Annotated in this window: 15 protein-coding genes and 1 pseudogene; all 16 read left to right on the forward strand. The window is 33.8% G+C overall.

Features of this window, described 5'->3' with window-relative positions; translation table 11 throughout:
• The first annotated feature begins 5 nt into the window (after positions 1 to 5).
• Entirely contained in the window at positions 6 to 1,805 is a 1,800-nt protein-coding gene (locus tag E0K96_RS05310) for an NADH-quinone oxidoreductase subunit NuoF (protein ID WP_168081718.1), read from the forward strand.
• 8 nt (positions 1,806 to 1,813) lie between these two features.
• Positions 1,814 to 3,562, forward strand: coding sequence for an NADH-dependent [FeFe] hydrogenase, group A6 (locus E0K96_RS05315; protein WP_168081720.1), 1,749 nt, complete (start codon positions 1,814 to 1,816; stop codon positions 3,560 to 3,562).
• Between the two features lie 15 nt (positions 3,563 to 3,577).
• Complete coding sequence (locus E0K96_RS05320; protein ID WP_168081722.1) at positions 3,578 to 4,456, forward strand: hypothetical protein; 879 nt, start codon at positions 3,578 to 3,580, stop codon at positions 4,454 to 4,456.
• Complete coding sequence (locus E0K96_RS05325) at positions 4,453 to 5,187, forward strand: ABC transporter permease (RefSeq protein WP_168081724.1); 735 nt, start codon at positions 4,453 to 4,455, stop codon at positions 5,185 to 5,187. The genes E0K96_RS05320 and E0K96_RS05325 overlap by 4 nt, the downstream gene beginning before the upstream one ends.
• A 46-nt stretch (positions 5,188 to 5,233) precedes the next feature.
• The gene (gene rbr / locus E0K96_RS05330) at positions 5,234 to 5,836 is read left to right on the forward strand and encodes a rubrerythrin (RefSeq protein ID WP_168081726.1); all 603 of its coding nucleotides are present in this window, start codon (positions 5,234 to 5,236) and stop codon (positions 5,834 to 5,836) included.
• 120 nt (positions 5,837 to 5,956) lie between these two features.
• Positions 5,957 to 7,693, forward strand: a complete 1,737-nt coding sequence (locus tag E0K96_RS05335) for an ABC transporter ATP-binding protein (RefSeq protein ID WP_168081728.1) — start codon at positions 5,957 to 5,959, stop codon at positions 7,691 to 7,693.
• Positions 7,686 to 9,464 (forward strand): ABC transporter ATP-binding protein, encoded by a 1,779-nt coding sequence (locus E0K96_RS05340; protein WP_168081730.1) that lies wholly within the window; start codon positions 7,686 to 7,688, stop codon positions 9,462 to 9,464. Before E0K96_RS05335 ends, E0K96_RS05340 begins: the two co-directional genes overlap by 8 nt.
• A gap of 108 nt (positions 9,465 to 9,572) precedes the next feature.
• On the forward strand, positions 9,573 to 10,403 hold the full coding sequence (locus E0K96_RS05345; protein ID WP_168081732.1) for a hypothetical protein: 831 nt from the start codon (positions 9,573 to 9,575) through the stop codon (positions 10,401 to 10,403).
• Positions 10,390 to 11,523, forward strand: coding sequence for a glutamate 5-kinase (gene proB / locus E0K96_RS05350; RefSeq protein WP_168081734.1), 1,134 nt, complete (start codon positions 10,390 to 10,392; stop codon positions 11,521 to 11,523). Before E0K96_RS05345 ends, proB begins: the two co-directional genes overlap by 14 nt.
• Positions 11,516 to 12,757 (forward strand): glutamate-5-semialdehyde dehydrogenase, encoded by a 1,242-nt coding sequence (locus E0K96_RS05355; RefSeq protein ID WP_168081736.1) that lies wholly within the window; start codon positions 11,516 to 11,518, stop codon positions 12,755 to 12,757. Before proB ends, E0K96_RS05355 begins: the two co-directional genes overlap by 8 nt.
• A gap of 89 nt (positions 12,758 to 12,846) precedes the next feature.
• A complete protein-coding gene (locus tag E0K96_RS05360; RefSeq protein WP_168081738.1) occupies positions 12,847 to 13,275 on the forward strand; it encodes a MarR family winged helix-turn-helix transcriptional regulator in 429 nt (142 codons plus the stop codon).
• Complete coding sequence (locus E0K96_RS05365; protein ID WP_168081740.1) at positions 13,272 to 15,494, forward strand: ABC transporter ATP-binding protein; 2,223 nt, start codon at positions 13,272 to 13,274, stop codon at positions 15,492 to 15,494. Before E0K96_RS05360 ends, E0K96_RS05365 begins: the two co-directional genes overlap by 4 nt.
• Entirely contained in the window at positions 15,487 to 17,310 is a 1,824-nt protein-coding gene (locus E0K96_RS05370; protein WP_168081742.1) for an ABC transporter ATP-binding protein, read from the forward strand. Before E0K96_RS05365 ends, E0K96_RS05370 begins: the two co-directional genes overlap by 8 nt.
• A 349-nt stretch (positions 17,311 to 17,659) precedes the next feature.
• Positions 17,660 to 17,836: a hypothetical protein gene (locus E0K96_RS05375; RefSeq protein WP_168081744.1), complete on the forward strand. Its 177-nt coding sequence runs from the start codon at positions 17,660 to 17,662 to the stop codon at positions 17,834 to 17,836.
• Positions 17,837 to 17,845: 9 nt separating this feature from the next.
• Positions 17,846 to 17,905: pseudogene (locus E0K96_RS12385) on the forward strand (IS1/IS1595 family N-terminal zinc-binding domain-containing protein); the annotation flags it as partial.
• Positions 17,906 to 17,977: 72 nt separating this feature from the next.
• The gene (locus E0K96_RS05380; protein WP_168081746.1) at positions 17,978 to 18,424 is read left to right on the forward strand and encodes a hypothetical protein; all 447 of its coding nucleotides are present in this window, start codon (positions 17,978 to 17,980) and stop codon (positions 18,422 to 18,424) included.
• Positions 18,425 to 18,675 lie beyond the last annotated feature (251 nt).

An 18,675-nucleotide genomic window follows, 5' to 3' on the forward strand; every position in this document is an offset into this window, starting at 1 on the left:
AGAAAATGCCATATAAGAGAACACAAGTTTTAGTTTGTGCTGGAACCGGTTGTACAATTGGAAATTCAGGCGAATTAATTGAAGAATTTGAAAAAGAAATCAAATCAATGGGACTTGGTCGAGAAATAGAAGTCTTAAGAACAGGATGTTTAGGTTTATGTGGAGCAGGACCTAATATTTCCATTTATCCAGATAATATTATTTATAAAGGTGTCAAAAAAGAAGACGTCAAAGAAATCGTTATGGAACATCTTTATAAAGGAAGACCTGTTCAGCGCCTTATGTTGAATGAGGCTGATCAGGAAACAAAAGAAATTTATGATATTAATCATACACGTTTTTATGCCAAACAAAAGCGTGTTGCTTTGCATAACTGTGGTGTCATTGATCCTGAAAATATTGAAGAATATATTGGACAGGATGGTTACTTTGCATTAGGACAGGTTTTATCACAAATGACATCTCAGGAAGTTGTCGATGTGATTAAAAAGAGTGGCCTAAGAGGACGTGGTGGAGGAGGTTTTCCAACGGGCTTAAAATGGCAGTTTGCGCTTGATGAACCTGGTGAAGAAAAATATGTCATTTGTAATGCCGATGAAGGAGATCCTGGTGCTTTTATGGATCGTTCTATTTTGGAAGGAAATCCTCACAGTGTGATTGAAGCCATGATTATTGCAGGCTATGCGATAGGAGCGCATTATGGATATATTTATATTCGTGCAGAATATCCTATTGCAGTAGAACGTTTAAAAACAGCGATTGCTCAAGCTAAAGAATTAGGATTATTAGGAAATAATATTTTTGATTCTGGTTTTGATTTTGATTTGGAAATTCGTTTAGGAGCAGGGGCATTTGTCTGTGGAGAAGAAACAGCTTTGATTCAATCTATTCAGGGTGAAAGAGGAATGCCTATTTCTAAACCACCATTTCCAGCTCATAAAGGGGTTTGGGGAAAACCAACGATTATCAATAATGTTGAAACCTTTGCCAATATTGCGCAAATCATTTTAAATGGTGCTGACTGGTTCCGCTCTATAGGAACAGAATCATCACCAGGTACAAAAGTTTTTGCCTTGGGTGGAAAAATTACCAATACAGGATTGGTTGAAGTTCCAATGGGAACAACGCTTCGTGAAGTGATTTATGAAATTGGTGGAGGATGTCCAAATCATAAGCGTTTTAAAGCCGTTCAGACAGGTGGACCATCTGGAGGTTGTTTGACTGAGGACCAATTAGATACACCTATTGGTTTTGATGAACTTGTTAAATTAGGATCTATGATGGGTTCTGGTGGAATGATTGTTTTAGATGAAGATAACTGTATGGTGGATGTAGCTCGATTCTATATGGACTTTATCGTTGATGAGTCATGTGGCAAATGTACACCATGTCGTGTGGGAACAAAGCGTATGTTAGAATTGCTTGAACAGATCTGTGATGGTCAGGGAACAATGGAAACATTGGATGAGCTTGAAACATTAGCGATGACTATTAAAGATACAGCTCTTTGTGGACTTGGACAATCAGCTCCTAATCCAGTTCTTTCAACCATTACACAATTTAGAGATGAATATATCGCTCATATTGTGGATAAACGCTGTCCTGCTGGAGTATGTAAGAAATTGCTTCGTTATGAAATTGATAAAGATGAATGTCGTAAATGTGGTCTTTGTGCAAGACAATGTCCTGTGGGGGCTATCAGTGGAAAGATTGGAAAAGAAGCCTTTGAAATTGATCCAGAAAAATGTATTCGCTGTGGTCTATGTATGAAAGCATGTCACTTTAAAGTCATAGAAAGAAAGTAGGTGTAGATATGTCAAAAATAAAAATAACAATTAATAATAGAGAAGTTGAAGCTTATGAAGGACAGACAGTTCTTGAAGCTGCCAAAAATAATGGCATTCATATTCCTACTTTGTGCTATTTAAAAGATGTCACTGGAACAGGAGCCTGTCGTGTCTGTCAAGTAGAGGTAGAGGGTGCCAAGACATTATGTGCAGCTTGTGTTTATCCTGTGCGTGATGGTATGGTCATTAAAACCAATTCGCAACGTGCCTTGGATGCCAGACGTAGAGTTGTAGAACTGATTGTATCTAATCATTCTAAAGACTGCTTATCATGTATTCGTAATACCAATTGCGAATTACAGCGTTTGTGTCAGGAACTTGGTGTCAGAGAAGATGCATTTGCTGGTGAAAAGAGTGAACCAACGTTTGATACCGTATCACCAGGTATTGTGAGAAATACATCTAAATGTGTTTTGTGTGGACGTTGTGTTGAAACATGCATGAAAGTTCAGGGATTAGGTGTTTTAGGTTATATGAATCGTGGTTTTAAAACTAAAGTTGCGCCTATTTATGATAAAAGCTTTGATGATGTCAATTGTATGCAATGTGGACAATGTATTAATGTCTGCCCTGTTGGTGCTTTGCATGAAAAAGAAGAAATTCATTATGTTATTGAAGCCTTAAATGATCCACAAAAGCATGTTGTTGTACAAACCGCACCAGCAGTGCGTGGCGCTTTGGGTGAAGAATTTGGAATGCCAATTGGCACAAAAGTGACTGGAAAAATGGTACATGCCTTAAAATTAGTTGGATTTGATAAAGTTTATGATACAAATTTTGGTGCAGATTTAACAATCATGGAAGAAGGATATGAATTTTTAAATCGACTACAAAATCAGGGCACTTTACCAATGATTACATCTTGTAGTCCAGGATGGGTCAACTATGTTGAACATGAGTATCCAGATTTACTTGATCATCTTTCTACTTGTAAATCACCACACATGATGCTCGGGGCAATGGTAAAATCTGTTTATGCTGAGGCAAAGGGAATTGCTCCTCGTGATATTTATGTTGTTTCTATTATGCCTTGTGTTGCTAAAAAGGGTGAAAAACAGCGAGCTGAGAATAAAACATCTCCATATCAGGATGTCGATGCTGTTTTAACAACAAGAGAACTTGCAAAACTTATTAAGATGTTTGGTATTAATTTTAGAGATTTAAAAGATGATGATTTTGATCAGGATCTTTTTGGTGAATATAGTGGTGCAGGTGTTATTTTTGGTGCCAGTGGTGGTGTTATGGAAGCTGCTTTAAGAACAGTAGCTGATATCTTAGCTCATGAAGACCTTTCCATGATTGATTATCATGCTGTTAGAGGGGTAGAAGGAGTGAAAGAATCAACGATTAAAATTGGTGAACAGACGCTAAAAGTTGCTGTTGCGCAAAGTATGGCACTTGCTAAACCACTATTAGATGATATTAGAAATGGCGTTTCTCCATATCACTTTATTGAAATTATGGGATGTCCAGGTGGCTGCATTAATGGTGGTGGACAACCATATGTCAATGCAACGATTAGAAATAGTGGATTTAATTTTAAACAGGCCAGAGCCAAAGCTTTATATGATGAAGATATTTCATTACCTGTACGTAAATCACATAAGAATTCACAAATACAGAATTTATATAAAAACTATTTGGGTGAACCAAATAGCGAAAAGGCTCATCACTTGCTTCATACTCACTATACTAAAAAAGCAAGATTTAAATAATTGATGGAGGCTTTTATGAAGAAGTTAATGAATATATGTTTATGTATGATGACAAGTTTATTGATGGTGGGATGTCATCAGGAAAGGAGTACTGTTCATATTTTATGTCCAACTGGAGCGCCTTCACTTGCGCTGGTAGGTGAATATGAAAACATTACAAAAGATGGGAACATTCAGTTGGTTGATGGAACTGATCAGCTTATTGCCGAATTGACAAAAGCTGATAGTGAATATGACATCATTATAGCGCCTATTAATTTAGGGACACAGTTGATTGCTAAAGGACAAACAGATTATCGTTTACAGAGTGTATTGACATGGGGCAATCTTTATTATGTAGGAACATCACAAGATGCCCTGCAAAAAACAGGAGAGTTAGCTTTGTTTGGAGAAGGAGCAGTGCCTCAAAAGATTGTAGAAACAGTTGCTATTCAAACACAGCTTGAACCACATTATTATTCATCAGCAACACTTGTTCAACAAAAATTATTATCAGGACAGGTGGAAGTAGGAATGCTGGCTGAACCTCTTGCCAGTGCGACTATTGCGAAAGCAAAACAATCAGGAATGAATTTATCTGTTCTTGTTGATTTACAAAAAGAGTATGGAACACAAGGATATCCTCAAGCAGCCATGTTTGTCAAAGAAGGATATCAAAATGATGAATTATTCAAGGCTATTCAAGATTTTACAGAAAACAATTATCCTGATTTAAAAGAAAAACTAGAAAGTATTGGTATTGATCAGTTAGGTTTGCCTAGTGTTGATATAACAGTGGCCTCTATTGAACGTCAAAATGTCCATTATGTTGAAGCACATCAATGTGAAGATGAAATCAAACAGTTCCTTGAACTCTTCAACATCACTTATAGCTCTGATATGTTAGTATCATGAAAAGAAAATTAACGACAGTTTTTATTCTCCTTATTTTATGGCAGATGGCTTCCTGGATGATTCAAAAGGAAGTCATCTTGCCATTTCCTGGTGATGTTTTGATGCGTATGGGCAGTTATTTGTTTGACAAGCCATTTTATATCGCTATCTTCTATACATTGATTCGTATTCTCATCAGTTTTGTTGTGGCTATGGGGATAGGAATCACTTTAGGCATATTCAGTGGTCTTTATTCATCCTTTCGTCATTATTTACAACCAATAATGACTTTACTTCAGACTATTCCACAAATTGGCTATATGCTTATATTACTGGTATGGGTTGATAGTGATTTATCTTTATTACTGATTATCTTTTTTATGTTAATGCCGATCTTTTATTTCAATACTATGCATGGAATGATGCATATTGATAGTGATTTACAGGATATCATCACCTTGTATCATCATCCTTTGTACTATAATCTTCGTTATGCCTATTTACCATTAATTAAAGGTTATATTTTATCAGCTGTTGGGACATGTTTACCATTAAGTTTTAAAGTCGGTGTCATGGCAGAAGTTTTTGTTTCAGCTCAACATGGGATAGGCAAGCAATTATATCTGGCTAGGGTTCAAATTGATATGATTGGTATTTTTGCATGGATTTTATGGATGGTCATCATTGTTTGGATGCTGACAAAATTTTCAACATTTATTATGGGGTGGATTCAAAATAAAAATAAAAAATAGCGAATGTTTATGAAAATAATGTCCATACTCTTGATGAGGTGAAAATATGGATTTTAAAAATAGTCAGACAAAAGATAATTTAATGCGTGCTTTTGCAGGTGAATCACAAGCGAGAAATCGTTATACATTTGCGGGAGGATTGGCAGCCAAAAAAGGTCATCATATGTTGGCAGATGTCTTCTATTTTACAGCCAATCAGGAAAAGGAACATGCTGAAATCTTCTACAATCATTTAAAAGAGTTAACAGGTGAAACGATTGTGATTGATGGAGGATATCCTGTTGATACTTATGATGATGTCTTATCATTATTAAAGAGTGCCAGACATAATGAATATGAAGAATATGAAGATGTTTATCAGAATTTTGGAGCCATTGCAAAAGAAGAAGGTTTTCATAAGATTGCACAGGATTTTTTCAATATTGCTGAAATTGAAAAAACACATGGTGATCGTTTTGAAAAAATGGCGACGTTGTTGGAAAATGGACAACTTTATGCATCCAAACAGCCTTGTTATTGGATGTGTCTGAATTGCGGATTTATTTTTGAAGGAACACGTGCTCCTCAATTATGTCCAGTTTGTTCACATGATCAAGGTTATTTTGTCAGATTAAAAGATGCTCCATTCACTTGTGACGTAGAGCAATAATGAAGAGGAAGAATATCTTGTTGATATTCTTTTTTTAGTAGAATGATGTTAGAGCTATACTCTTATTTTTATTTAGTATATAATAAGATTAATACTGTTTAAAAAGGAAGGGGGAACTATATGAAACTTATATTACATTATCTCAAAAGATATAAAAAGTTATTGATTTTAAATATTATATCTGTCTTTGGCTTTGCTTTGGTTGAATTAGGTTTACCAACAATCATTGCCAATATGATTGACAATGGGGTTACCAATCAAAATGTGGAATATCTTTATTCTATGTGGTTTCTAGCGATTGTGATTTCAATCATTGGGGTAACAGGAACTATTGTTTTAGGATATTGTTGTGCGAAAATTTCAACATCTATTACAAGAGATATGAGAAATGATATTTTTAGTCATATTCAAACATTTTCACCACATGAATTTAATCATTTTGGGATTTCATCATTAATTACACGTACAAATAATGATGCTTTTCAAATTCAGCTGTTTGTCAATGTCATCTTGAGAACAGCTTTATTAACACCAGTTATGGTTATCATTAGTGTTTTTATGACAATGCGTACATCATTAGAACTCTCTTTGATTATTGCCGCAACATTACCAGTGATTGTTGTAGGGGTTATCGTTGTAGCTAAAATATCAGAACCAATGTCACAAAAACAGCAGTTATCATTGGATCGTTTAAATCGTATTACAAGAGAGAATTTATCAGGCTTAAAAGTCATTAGAGCTTTTAATAATGATGCTTATGAACAAGCTCGTTTTAATCAGACAAATGATGAATTTACAAGTTATACAAGAAAGATTTTTAAACTGATGCTTTTAACTCAGCCCATCTTTTATTTTTTAATGAATTTAGTTACACTTGTTATTTTTTATGTAGCCAGTCATATGATTGATGCTGGAACATTACAGGTTGGAAAACTCATTGCTTTTCAGGAATATCTTTTCCATGCCATGTTTTCAATGATGTTATTTTGTAATGTGTTTGTGATGTATCCACGTGCCGCTGTTTCAGCGAAACGTATTATGAGTGTTTTATCAACGCAAAGTGATATTAAAGATCATGTTTTACAAACACCACAATCTTCAACGTCTCAACATCATTTATCTTTTCGAAATGTGACTTTTGCTTATCCTGATGGTGAGGAAGCTGTTTTAAAAAACATCTCTTTTGAAGCCCATGAAGGAGAAACGATTGCTTTTATTGGAAGTACAGGATCTGGTAAAAGTACACTGATTAATCTGATTCCACGCTTCTATGATATCAGTAGTGGAGAGATACTTATTGATGGTATCGATATACAGGATTATCGTATTGATGATTTGAGAAATAAAATTGGTTTTATTCCTCAAAAAGCTATGTTGTTTACAGGAACAATAGCTGAAAACTTACGTTATGGAAAGGCTGATGCAACTTTAGAAGAGTTAGAACATGCTGCTAAAGTTTCACAAAGCTATGATTTTATTATGGAAAAACCAAATGGTTTTGATGAAATGATTACAGAAAGTGCAACGAATGTTTCAGGAGGACAAAGACAACGTTTAAGTATTGCGAGAGCTTTAATCAGAAAACCTGAGATTTATATTTTTGATGATTCTTTTTCGGCTCTGGATTATAAGACGGATGTCATTTTACGTCATGCTTTAAAAGAAGAAACGCAACATTCTATTGTTTTCATTGTTGCTCAAAGGATTTCAACGATTAAAGATGCTGATCAGATTATTGTATTGGATGAGGGGCAAATTGTGGGGCATGGAAAACATAAGGAACTTTTACAGACATGTCCTATTTATCATGAAATTGCTTCATCACAATTAAGTGAGGAGGAATTGAACTATGAGTAAAAAATGGCAGACATTTAAAAAATCAGTCCAACAGATTTCTCCGTTTTTATCACCCTATAAGTGGGGATTTATTATCGCTATATTCATGATTGTTGTGACATGTTTTGCATTATCTGTTGCACCTATGATTGAAGGAATGATGACTTCGTTATTGATGGAAGATGCGATGGCTATGATGAATAATGTGCCAGGAGCACATGTTGAATTTGATCGTGTGATCCATATTATGGTGATGTTGTTTGGCATTTATTTATTAAAGACAATATCTCAGTCTATCACAATTACAGCCTTGACAAATTCTATTCAAAGAACTATGCATGATTTGCGAAATGCCCTGCAAGAAAAGATTAGAAAATTACCTGTTAGTTATTTTGACAAACATAAATATGGTGATGTTTTAAGTCGTATTACAAATGATGTAGATACACTTTCGAATGCCTTACAACAGACACTCACGGAAATCATAAGAGGTGTATTGATGCTGATTTTAGCTATTGTCATGATGGTGCGTATACATATTGTCATGACTTGCATTGTCTTATTGATTATTCCTGTGGCATTGGTCATTACCAAGATTATTGTTAAACGTTCACAAAAGAAATTCCAGGCACAGCAGGATGCTTTAGGAAATTTAAATGGTGCTATTACCGAAATGTATGGTGGTTATCGAGAAATTCTTTTGTTTAATAAACAACAAGATGCTATTGAAAAATTTAAAGATATCAATCAGACACTTTATCGTAATGCATTTCAGGCCCAATTTATGTCATCAATTATTTCGCCATGTATTTCTCTTGTGACATATATGGTTATTGGAACAATTGGTTTTGTTGGGAGCTTATTTGTTTTAAATGGCAGTATACTTGTAGGAGAATTGCAGGCTTTTGTCCGCTATATATGGCAGGTCAATGATCCTATATCTCAAGTCAGCAATTTATCTTCACAAATTCAATCGGCTTTTGCGGCTTTACATAGAATATCTGAAATTTTAAACGAAACTGAAGAAAAACCAATTGAAAATCCACAAACCTTAACTTATGTAAAAGGGCATGTTCAATTTGATCATCTTTGTTTTGGATATCATGACAAAGAAGTTTTACACGATTTGAATATTGATATTCAAAGTGGACAGATGGTAGCTATTGTTGGACCAACGGGTTCAGGAAAAACGACATTGATTAGTTTGTTGTTACGTTTTTATGATGTAACTTCTGGTAGCATTCGCATTGATGGTGTTGATATTCGACAGATTCCAAGAGAACAGTTACGTTCTATGTTTGGGATGGTTTTGCAGGATACATGGCTATTTCATGGGACTATTTATGAAAATATACATTATGGACGTTTAGATGCCAGAAAAGATGAAGTGATTGAGGCAGCTAGACAGGCTAATGTGGATCATTTTATCAGAACATTGCCAGATGGCTATGATATGATTGTGAATGAAGAAGCCAATAATATTTCTCAAGGAGAAAAGCAATTACTGACGATTGCCAGAGCGATGTTAAAAGATCCACAAATTATGATTTTAGATGAAGCAACATCATCGGTTGATACACGACTGGAAAAGAGATTACAGGATGCTATGCAAAATGTGATGAAAGGTCGTACAAGCTTTGTGATTGCGCATCGTTTATCCACAATTAAAAATGCTGATTTGATTTTAGTCATTAAAGATGGTTACCTTGTGGAACAGGGAAAACATGAGGAATTATTGGCTCAAAATGGGTTTTATAGTCAATTATATAATGCACAATTTGTAGAAGAGTAAGGTAGTTGTATTCAACTGCCTTTTTTGTGAAGAAAAATAATTTTTCATGAACTTCTTTTACAAATGATAGGAAGTTGTGTATAATGTTTTCAACAAGGAGATAGATTTATGGATATTCATGTCATTAAACAACAATCTAATCAGTTATATCAAAAATATAAAAAACAGATTATTCCTGAATTTTTCTATGTTGGATATGTTGGAATTTTAGCACAATATTTAAGAAGTGGTATTTTCTCTTTTTTTGTATCACTGTTTTTATGTCCAATAAGTCATGGTTATGTGAAATGTGCAATGAAACTGGTTGATGAAGAAAAGCCAGTTCTTGATTATCATGATTCATTGAATGGTATTTTCTGTTTTCCCAAAGTAGCTCCTGCATATTTAATGCGTAAAGCTATTATTGTTTTGTGTACGCTTATATGCTTTTTACCATCTTTTTTGACAATTCATGAATTGATATCAGAATTTCCTATTGAATGGTTTTCGTCATTGGGGAATACATTAATACAAACAGAATATTTTGTACCTCAATTTGAATATATAGCATTGATTTTACAAAATATATTTCTAGTTGGTAATATTCTGATCTGTATTGCCGTTTATCTTTTTTTAACAGCATTATTTATGCCTGTTCCTTATATGATGGAATTAGAAGAACTTTCATGGAGTGAATGTATGAGCTATTCAATTCAATTGATGAAAACAAGAATTTTTCAATTTGCTCATCTGTATATATTATATATTTTACGTCATGCCTGTTATTGGGTTATAACTGGTTGTATTGTTTTATGGATTGGACATTTAAATGATATTTTGATGTTGTTTTGTATTGTGACATCTTTATTTTTATATATTGAAGTTTTTAAAGGAAGATTTGAAATCGCAAAATACTTATTTTATAAGGAAATGAGGAGTGAGTATCATGAGAGAGATTAAAAATATAAAAAAAGTCATTATTAAGATTGGTTCATCATCATTGTGTCATGCCAATGGTTATATAGATCAACAAAAGATTTTGTATTTAGTGATGCAAATAGCGCAATTAATTGAACAGGGAATGACAGTTGTGGTCGTTTCTTCAGGTGCTATCAGTGCTGGAATGGGGGCTATGAAATTAGAGAAAAAACCTGAAACGTTACCACAAAAACAGGCTTTAGCGGCTATTGGACAGGCACAGTTGATGCAGATTTATGAAGAAATATTTCAACTGTTTCACTTAAAATGTGCACAGGTTTTAGTGAACCATGATGATTTTGATCATCGTCAACGTCTTTTAAATCTTTCACATACAATGAATGCTTTAATTGATTATGGGGTTATACCGATTGTGAATGAAAATGATGCTTTGGCAGTAGATGAAATTAAAGTAGGAGATAATGATACTTTATCTGCATTGTTAGTACCTGTGATAGATGCAGATTTATTGATTTTGGTTAGTGATATAGATGGTTTATATACGGATAATCCTCATCATAATCCACAGGCTCAGCTTTTAAAATATGTTGAACAGATTGATGAAGAGATTGAAAACATGGCTTCAGGTTCAACTTCAAAATTAGGGACAGGTGGTATGGCTACAAAAATTAAAGCAGCGAAAATTGTGAATGATTATGGTAAGCATATGGTGATTGTAAATGGTCAAAAGAAAGAGAGTTTGTTGCATATTTTTGATGAGTATGAAGAAGGTACATGGTTTAATGGGAAAACGGGTAAACATCTTAATGCGAAAGCTCATTGGTTAACTTATCGAACACAATCTAAAGGTGAAATTATTGTTGATGATGGAGCGTGTCAAGCTTTAAGACATCATAAAAGTTTATTGCCTTCAGGCATTAGTGATGTTCATGGACAGTTTTTAGCGGGACAGGTTGTGGATGTTATGAATCAGCAAGGACAAAGAATTGCAAAAGGGATTGTACAGTATACAAGTTTTGAAATCGCATTAATCAAAGGACATCATAGTCAGGATATTAAAAATATATTGGAAAGTTATGATTATGATGAAGTGATTCATGCTGATAATATGGTTATATTAGGAGGTGAATCTCATGAATGAACAACTTTTCAAACAATTGACACAGGCAAAACAGGCCAGTCGTCACATGATGACAATGAATACACAATCTAAAAATCAGGCTTTAATAAAGATTGCTCAGGCTTTAAAAGACCATGTTTTAGAGATTATCAATGAAAATCAAAAAGATATAGAACATGCAAAGGCATCAGGAATGTCAGATGCGATGGTTGATCGTTTGTTGCTGAATGAAGATAGAATTGTTGCAATGGCAGATGATGTTTTGAAATTAGTGAGTTTAGATGATCCAGTTGGTGATATAATCAGAGAGATCAAAAGACCTAATGGATTGCTTATTAAACAAGTGCGTGTTCCTATTGGGATTTTTGGAATCATTTATGAATCTCGACCAAATGTAACAGTTGATATTGCCTGTCTATGTATCAAATCAGGAAATGTCTGTGTATTAAAAGGTGGTAAAGAGGCTATGCATTCTAATCGCATTTTAACAAAGCTTATGCGAGAAGCCATCAAAGAAACATTACCTGTTGATTGTGTGCAATTGATTGACTATGGTGGAAGAGAAATGGTTGATGAATTGATTCATGCTTATGGTTATGTGGATGTTGTCGTGCCACGAGGAGGAGCTGGCTTAATTCAACATGTTGTGCAAAATGCAACTGTTCCTGTTATTGAAACAGGTGCTGGAAATTGCCATTTGTATATTGATAAAGAAGCAGATCTGAAAAAGGCCATAGATATCACCGTCAATGCAAAGATTCAAAGACCATCTGTCTGCAATGCCATTGAAACCATTCTCGTGCATCAGGATATAGCGGATACGTATTTACCATTATTGTATGAGGCTTTTCATGAACGTGTTGACATACGTGGAGATAGCAAAGTTCAAAAGATCATTCCATGTCAGTTAGCTACATTAACAGACTATGAGACAGAATATGACGATTATATTGTGGCTGTTAAAATTGTGGATAGTTTACAAGAGGCTATTGAACACATTTATCAGTATTCTACTAAACATTCTGAAGCTATTATTACTGAAAATCAGGATACTGCCCATATGTTTTTAAATAGTATAGATTCAGCATGTGTTTATCATAATGCTTCGACACGTTTTAGTGATGGAGGACAATTTGGTTTTGGTGCGGAACTTGGTATCAGCACGCAAAAACTACATGCCAGAGGACCATTAGGTTTGTTAGAAATGACATCATATCAATATAAAATCTATGGTCAGGGACAAGTGAGAGAATAAAGAGTGAATCATGATGATTCGCTTTTTTATTGACAATACTTAGTATACTAAGTATAATGATGAGTACGCTAAGTAATAGGAGGGATTTGATGGAATATGATTGTTTTAGTGAAATGATGGAGGAGATGAGAGAGATTCATAAAATGATTCAAAAGTTAACCTCTCAAAAATGTCATCATTTAACAATGGAACAGGCAAAATTGATTTTTTTGATTGCTCATCAGCAGATGAATCAAAGAGAGATTGCACAGAAACTTCGTATTACTGAAGCTACGCTTTCAGTAAGGATCAAAAGATTGGTGGATATGGGGCTTATTGAAAGAAAGCTGAATGAAGATGATAAAAGACATTATTATATTGTTTTATCTTCTCAAGGAGAAGCAGTCATTGACGAGATGAAGAAAGATTTTCATCATGTTCATCAGATTGTCTGTAAAGGGCTGACAGATGAAGATTATATGGCTGTTTTGAATGTTGTCAAAAAAATAAAAAGGAATTTAAAGGAGGAAATCAAGTGATTAAGTTACGAAAATTTGCATATAAGTTTTGGTTACCAATCATTTTGTGTATTGGATTTGTTTTTATTCAATCTCAATCAGAATTGGCCTTACCAGATTATATGAGTGATATTGTAACAAATGGGATACAAGCTGGTGGATTTGATACATCAATAGGTGATGTTTATAGTCAGGATACTTTTGAACATCTCTTGATTTTTGCTGATGACAAGCAAAAAGAAACGATTGAATCAAGCTATACTTTGACTTCTTACGACGATTTATCACAAGATATAAAAGATAAATTTCCAAAAATAAAGGATGCCTATGTACTTCATGATCTTTCTCAAAAAGAAACAGAAGAATTAGAAAGTGCATTAATGAAACCTATGTTAATGGTTTCTGCCATTGATTCAATGGATCCCAATTCAAAGGAATATCAGCAACAGTTTCAAAATATTCCTGAGGGGATGGATATTTATCAGGTTTTTGAAATGATGGATGAACAGACACGTCATCAGATGACAGAGAAAATTGATGCCCAAATTGAGACAATGGGTGAATCAACAATGCTTGTCGCTGCAGGTAATGGTGTCAAAAATGAATATATGGCTTTAGGAGCAGATGTTGACCAGATACAGACACAATATATTTTTGTGGCTGGGTTAAAGATGTTAGGCATTGCATTATTAGGCTCTTTAGCAGCTATGGCTTCAGCCTTTTTATCTTCAAGAGTAGGGGCTGGGTTTGCGAGAGATTTAAGACGAGCAGTTTTTAAGAAAGTTGAAAGTTTTTCAAATAGCGAGTTTAATAAATTTTCAACAGCTTCATTAATTACACGTACAACTAATGATATTACGCAAGTTCAGATGTTAATGATTATGTTATTGAGAATTGTATTGTTTGCACCTATGATGGGAATTGGTGCATTAATCAAAGCCTTTACGCATTCATCATCAATGACATGGATTATTTTAATGATTCTCATTGTCATTACACTTGTCATTATGGTTTTGATGAAAGTTGTTTTACCTAAATTTAAGGTCATTCAGTCTTTGATTGATAGATTGAATTTAACAATGCGTGAAAATTTAACGGGAGTTTTGGTTATTAGAGCTTTTGGAAATGAAAAGCACAGTGAAGAACGTTTTGATAAAGCCAATGATGATTTAACAACTGTTAACTTATTTGTTAACCGCGCTATGGCAACATTAATGCCAATCATGATGTTTATCATGAATTTTGCGACTGTTTTGGTTGTTTGGGTTGGTTCTCAACAATTAGATTTAGGAAATATTGCGATTGGAGAAATGATGGCCTTTATTCAATATACAATGCAAATTATTATGTCATTCTTATTTATTGCGATGATTTTCATTATGATTCCTCGTGCCAGTGTGGCTGCTGATCGTGTTTATGAAGTCTTATCAACAGAATTAACAATTCAAGATCCAAAACAACCTGTTGAATTTGATTCACAACAAAAAGGTGTTGTTGAATTTAAAGATGTTTCATTCCAATACCCTGGAGCTCATGAAGCTGTTTTGAGTCATATTAGCTTTACAGCTAAACCTGGACAGACAACGGCTTTTATTGGTTCAACAGGTTCAGGAAAGAGTACATTAATCAATTTGATTCCTCGTTTTTATGATGTCACTGCAGGTGAGGTTATTGTTGATGGTGTCAATGTCAAAGATGTGAATCAACATGATTTAAGAGAACGTATTGGTGTTGTTCCTCAAAAAGGAGTCTTATTTTCAGGAACGATTCGTTCCAATTTAAAATATGGCGCTCATAATGCTACTGATGAAGAATTAAATGAAGTCATTCGTGTGGCTCAGGCAAAAGAATTTGTTGATGCAAAACCACATGGTTTAGATGAAGCTATTTCACAAGGTGGAACAAATGTGTCTGGTGGGCAAAAACAACGTTTAGCTATCGCCAGAGCTTTAGCAAAAAATCCAGAAATTCTTATTTTTGATGATAGTTTTTCAGCATTGGATTTTAAAACAGATGCTATTTTAAGAAAAGAGTTAAGTCAATTGATGGAAAAAAATCAAAATACTGTTTTGATCGTTGGACAAAGAATCGCTTCTATCATGGATGCAGATCAGATTATTGTTTTAGATGATGGAAAAATTGTTGGAAAAGGAACTCATGATGAATTGATGAAAAATTGTCAGGTTTATCAGGAAATTGCTTATTCACAACTTTCAAAGGAGGAATTAGCCAATGCCTAGAGGACATATGGGTGGTAGACAGATGTCTAATGAAAAAGCTAAGGACTTTAAGGGAACAATTAAAAAATTGTTTGCTCATTTACGACCTTATTATGTGAAATTTATATTTATTTTTATATTTGCTGCGGGTTCAACTGTTTTTTCAATCTTTGGACCAAAAGTTTTAGCTCAAGCCACAGATAAATTGAGCGAAGGAATTATGGCGAAAGTCACACATACTGGTGGTATTGATTTTGATGCTATTTTCCAGATTCTCTTTTTCCTGGTTTGTATTTATTTATTAAGTGCACTTCTTAATTATATACAAGGATTTTTAACTTCTGGTATTTCGCAAAAAGTTGCTTATGATTTTAGAAAAGAAATTTCTGAAAAAATGGATCGTTTGCCACTCAGTTATTTTGATACACATTCGAGTGGTGATACATTATCACGTGTGACAAATGATGTCGATTTGATTGCTCAATCATTGAATCAGAGTTTAACACAAATCGTGACATCTTCAGTAACTGTTATTGGAATTTTTATCATGATGCTGACAATCAGTATTCCAATGACATTATTAGCATTATGTGTGTTACCTGTTTCTATGTTTTTAATGTCAAAAATCATGAAAAGAACACAAAAATACTTTATTTCTCAACAGACAAGTTTAGGGAATGTCAATGGTCATATTGAAGAAATGTATGGTGCTCATCAGGTTGTCAAAGCCTTTAATGGTGAAGAGGATTCTGTTGCCAGATTTGAAGAATATAATGATGATTTATATAATTCAGCTTGGAAGTCACAATTCTTTTCAGGTTTATTACAGCCACTGACAACATTTGTTGGAAATATTGGATATGTTGGTGTCTGCTTATTAGGTGGATTTTTAGCGACAGGAAATATGATCTCTATTGGAGATATTCAGGCTTTTATTCAGTATGTGCGTCAATTTAATCAGCCTATTACACAATTGGCTCAAATCATGAATCAATTACAATCTACAGCCGCTGCTGCTGAACGTGTTTTTGAATTTTTAGATGAAACAGAAATGGAAGAAGAACACGCTTTAGTCACAAGCGAACAAGTTAACCATATGCAGGGAAGTGTCACTTTCAATCATGTTCAATTTGGTTATACGCCAGAAAAAACAATCATCCATGATTTCTCTATGCATGTTCATACTGGACAAAGTGTGGCTATTGTGGGGCCAACGGGTGCAGGAAAAACAACCATTGTGAAATTGTTGATGCGTTTCTATGAATTGAATGGTGGACATATTTTAGTTGATGGTGAAGATATTACTCATTTTGCTAGAAGTGATTTAAGAAGTCTATTTGGAATGGTCTTGCAGGATACATGGCTATTTGGTGGAACAATCCGTGAAAATTTAAAATATGGAAAATTGGATGCTACAGATGAAGAAATGTATGAAGCTTGTCGTTTGGCGTATGCTGATCATTTTATTAATACATTGGAAGATGGATATGATACCATCATTAATGAAGAATCTAGTAATATATCTCAAGGTCAAAAACAGTTATTAACGATTGCGAGAGCTTTCCTTGCTAATCCTAAGATATTAATATTAGATGAAGCAACATCATCTGTTGATACCAGAACTGAAGTTTTAATTCAGCGTGGTATGAATAAATTAATGGAAGGAAGAACATGTTTTATTATTGCGCATAGACTTTCTACAATCAAAGATGCCAATACTATTATTGTGATGAAAGATGGAGATATTGTTGAATTAGGAAATCATGAGTCATTATTGGAAAAAGGTGGCTTCTATGCTGATCTTTATCAGTCACAATTTGAATCTAGTCATGAATAACTTACTCGTTTTGAGTAAGTTTTTTATATTAATTTTTAAATTATCTGTGAAGGATGAAGGAATGTTGTATTGGAATCTGAATATAGAAGAACGGTGGGAATGGGTATAAAGATAAAATCTTTATGTTTAAGATTGGAAAATATTTTAGCGAGAAATAGGATATATGTAAGACAAATAGATTGAAATAAAGAAATTGTAATTTATATCTAGAAAGCTTTTTTTGTGTTTAAATCTAACTTCAATTAAATGTTGGTAATTGATTTTAACTCCATAAAAACGGTGTTAAAGCCCTTTAAAATAAAACATGATATTTTCATCAGTGCTATACTTATATCGAGGTGAAGATATTATGACTGATAAAATGTTTAATGATATTATTGATTCCATTATCAATAATGCAACTGATGATGAAATTGAGATCATTAGAGAAAAGCTCAATAACCATATCATCAATCATATCTATGATGATGAAGTGCATAAGGAACTGTCTGATGAATTTGACAGTTCCTCTTGCTCTCACTGTTGACATGATCATATCATTAAATATGGCAAGGATAAAAATGGAAATCAAAGATATTTATGCAAACATTGCCATAAGACTTTCTCGCCCATGACAGGAACTTTGTTTTCATATTCAAAGAAAGAAGCCTATCAATGTTATCTGTATATGGAATCACTCTTTCGTGGTGATACCATTGTACAGTCTGCTCATATTGCAGGTATATGCGAACATACATCTCTTGTGTGGAGACATAAGATACTGAGTGTATGTGCTTCTCTCACGGCTGAAGATCGCATACTAGATGGAGTTGTTTACCTTGATGAAAAACTTTCAGATGTTAAACATCCTGGAATAACAGTTGAAGATAAAGAATCAAAGAAGAAAAGAGGAATCAGCGATCAGAAGAGAAACATTGTCTGTGCCATAGATGAACACAACAATAAAGTGATACAGGTATCAGAAAGAGGAAGAATACATACCAAGAATCTCTATGAAATATATAAAGACAAAATCCCTTCACAATGTACAGTTGTCAGTGACAGCCTATGTTCATATCATGGACTGATGAAAAAGTTAGGAGTCAAATGGATTAAGATTCCATTCGTCTATTGAATTGTTTTTGCATGGATATAGAGGGATATCAGACAAGTATTTAAAGAACTACATTGGACTATATAAGATGAAAGATCAAAATAAGAATTATTATGACAAAACGACTTTCAAGGGAATATACAAGAAGATTACGAACTCTATATGTGAGTTAAAATACAAAGATTTTATATATGAATTCTCATTTAAGACCATATAATTGATGTATTTCAAATATATTTACCAACATTTATCTAGGGTTAGATTTTTTGGAT

The sequence above is a fragment of the Massilimicrobiota sp. SW1139 genome, assembly GCF_012027715.1.
GTDB classification, from domain to species: Bacteria; Bacillota_I; Bacilli_A; order Erysipelotrichales; family Coprobacillaceae; genus Allocoprobacillus; species Allocoprobacillus merdigallinarum.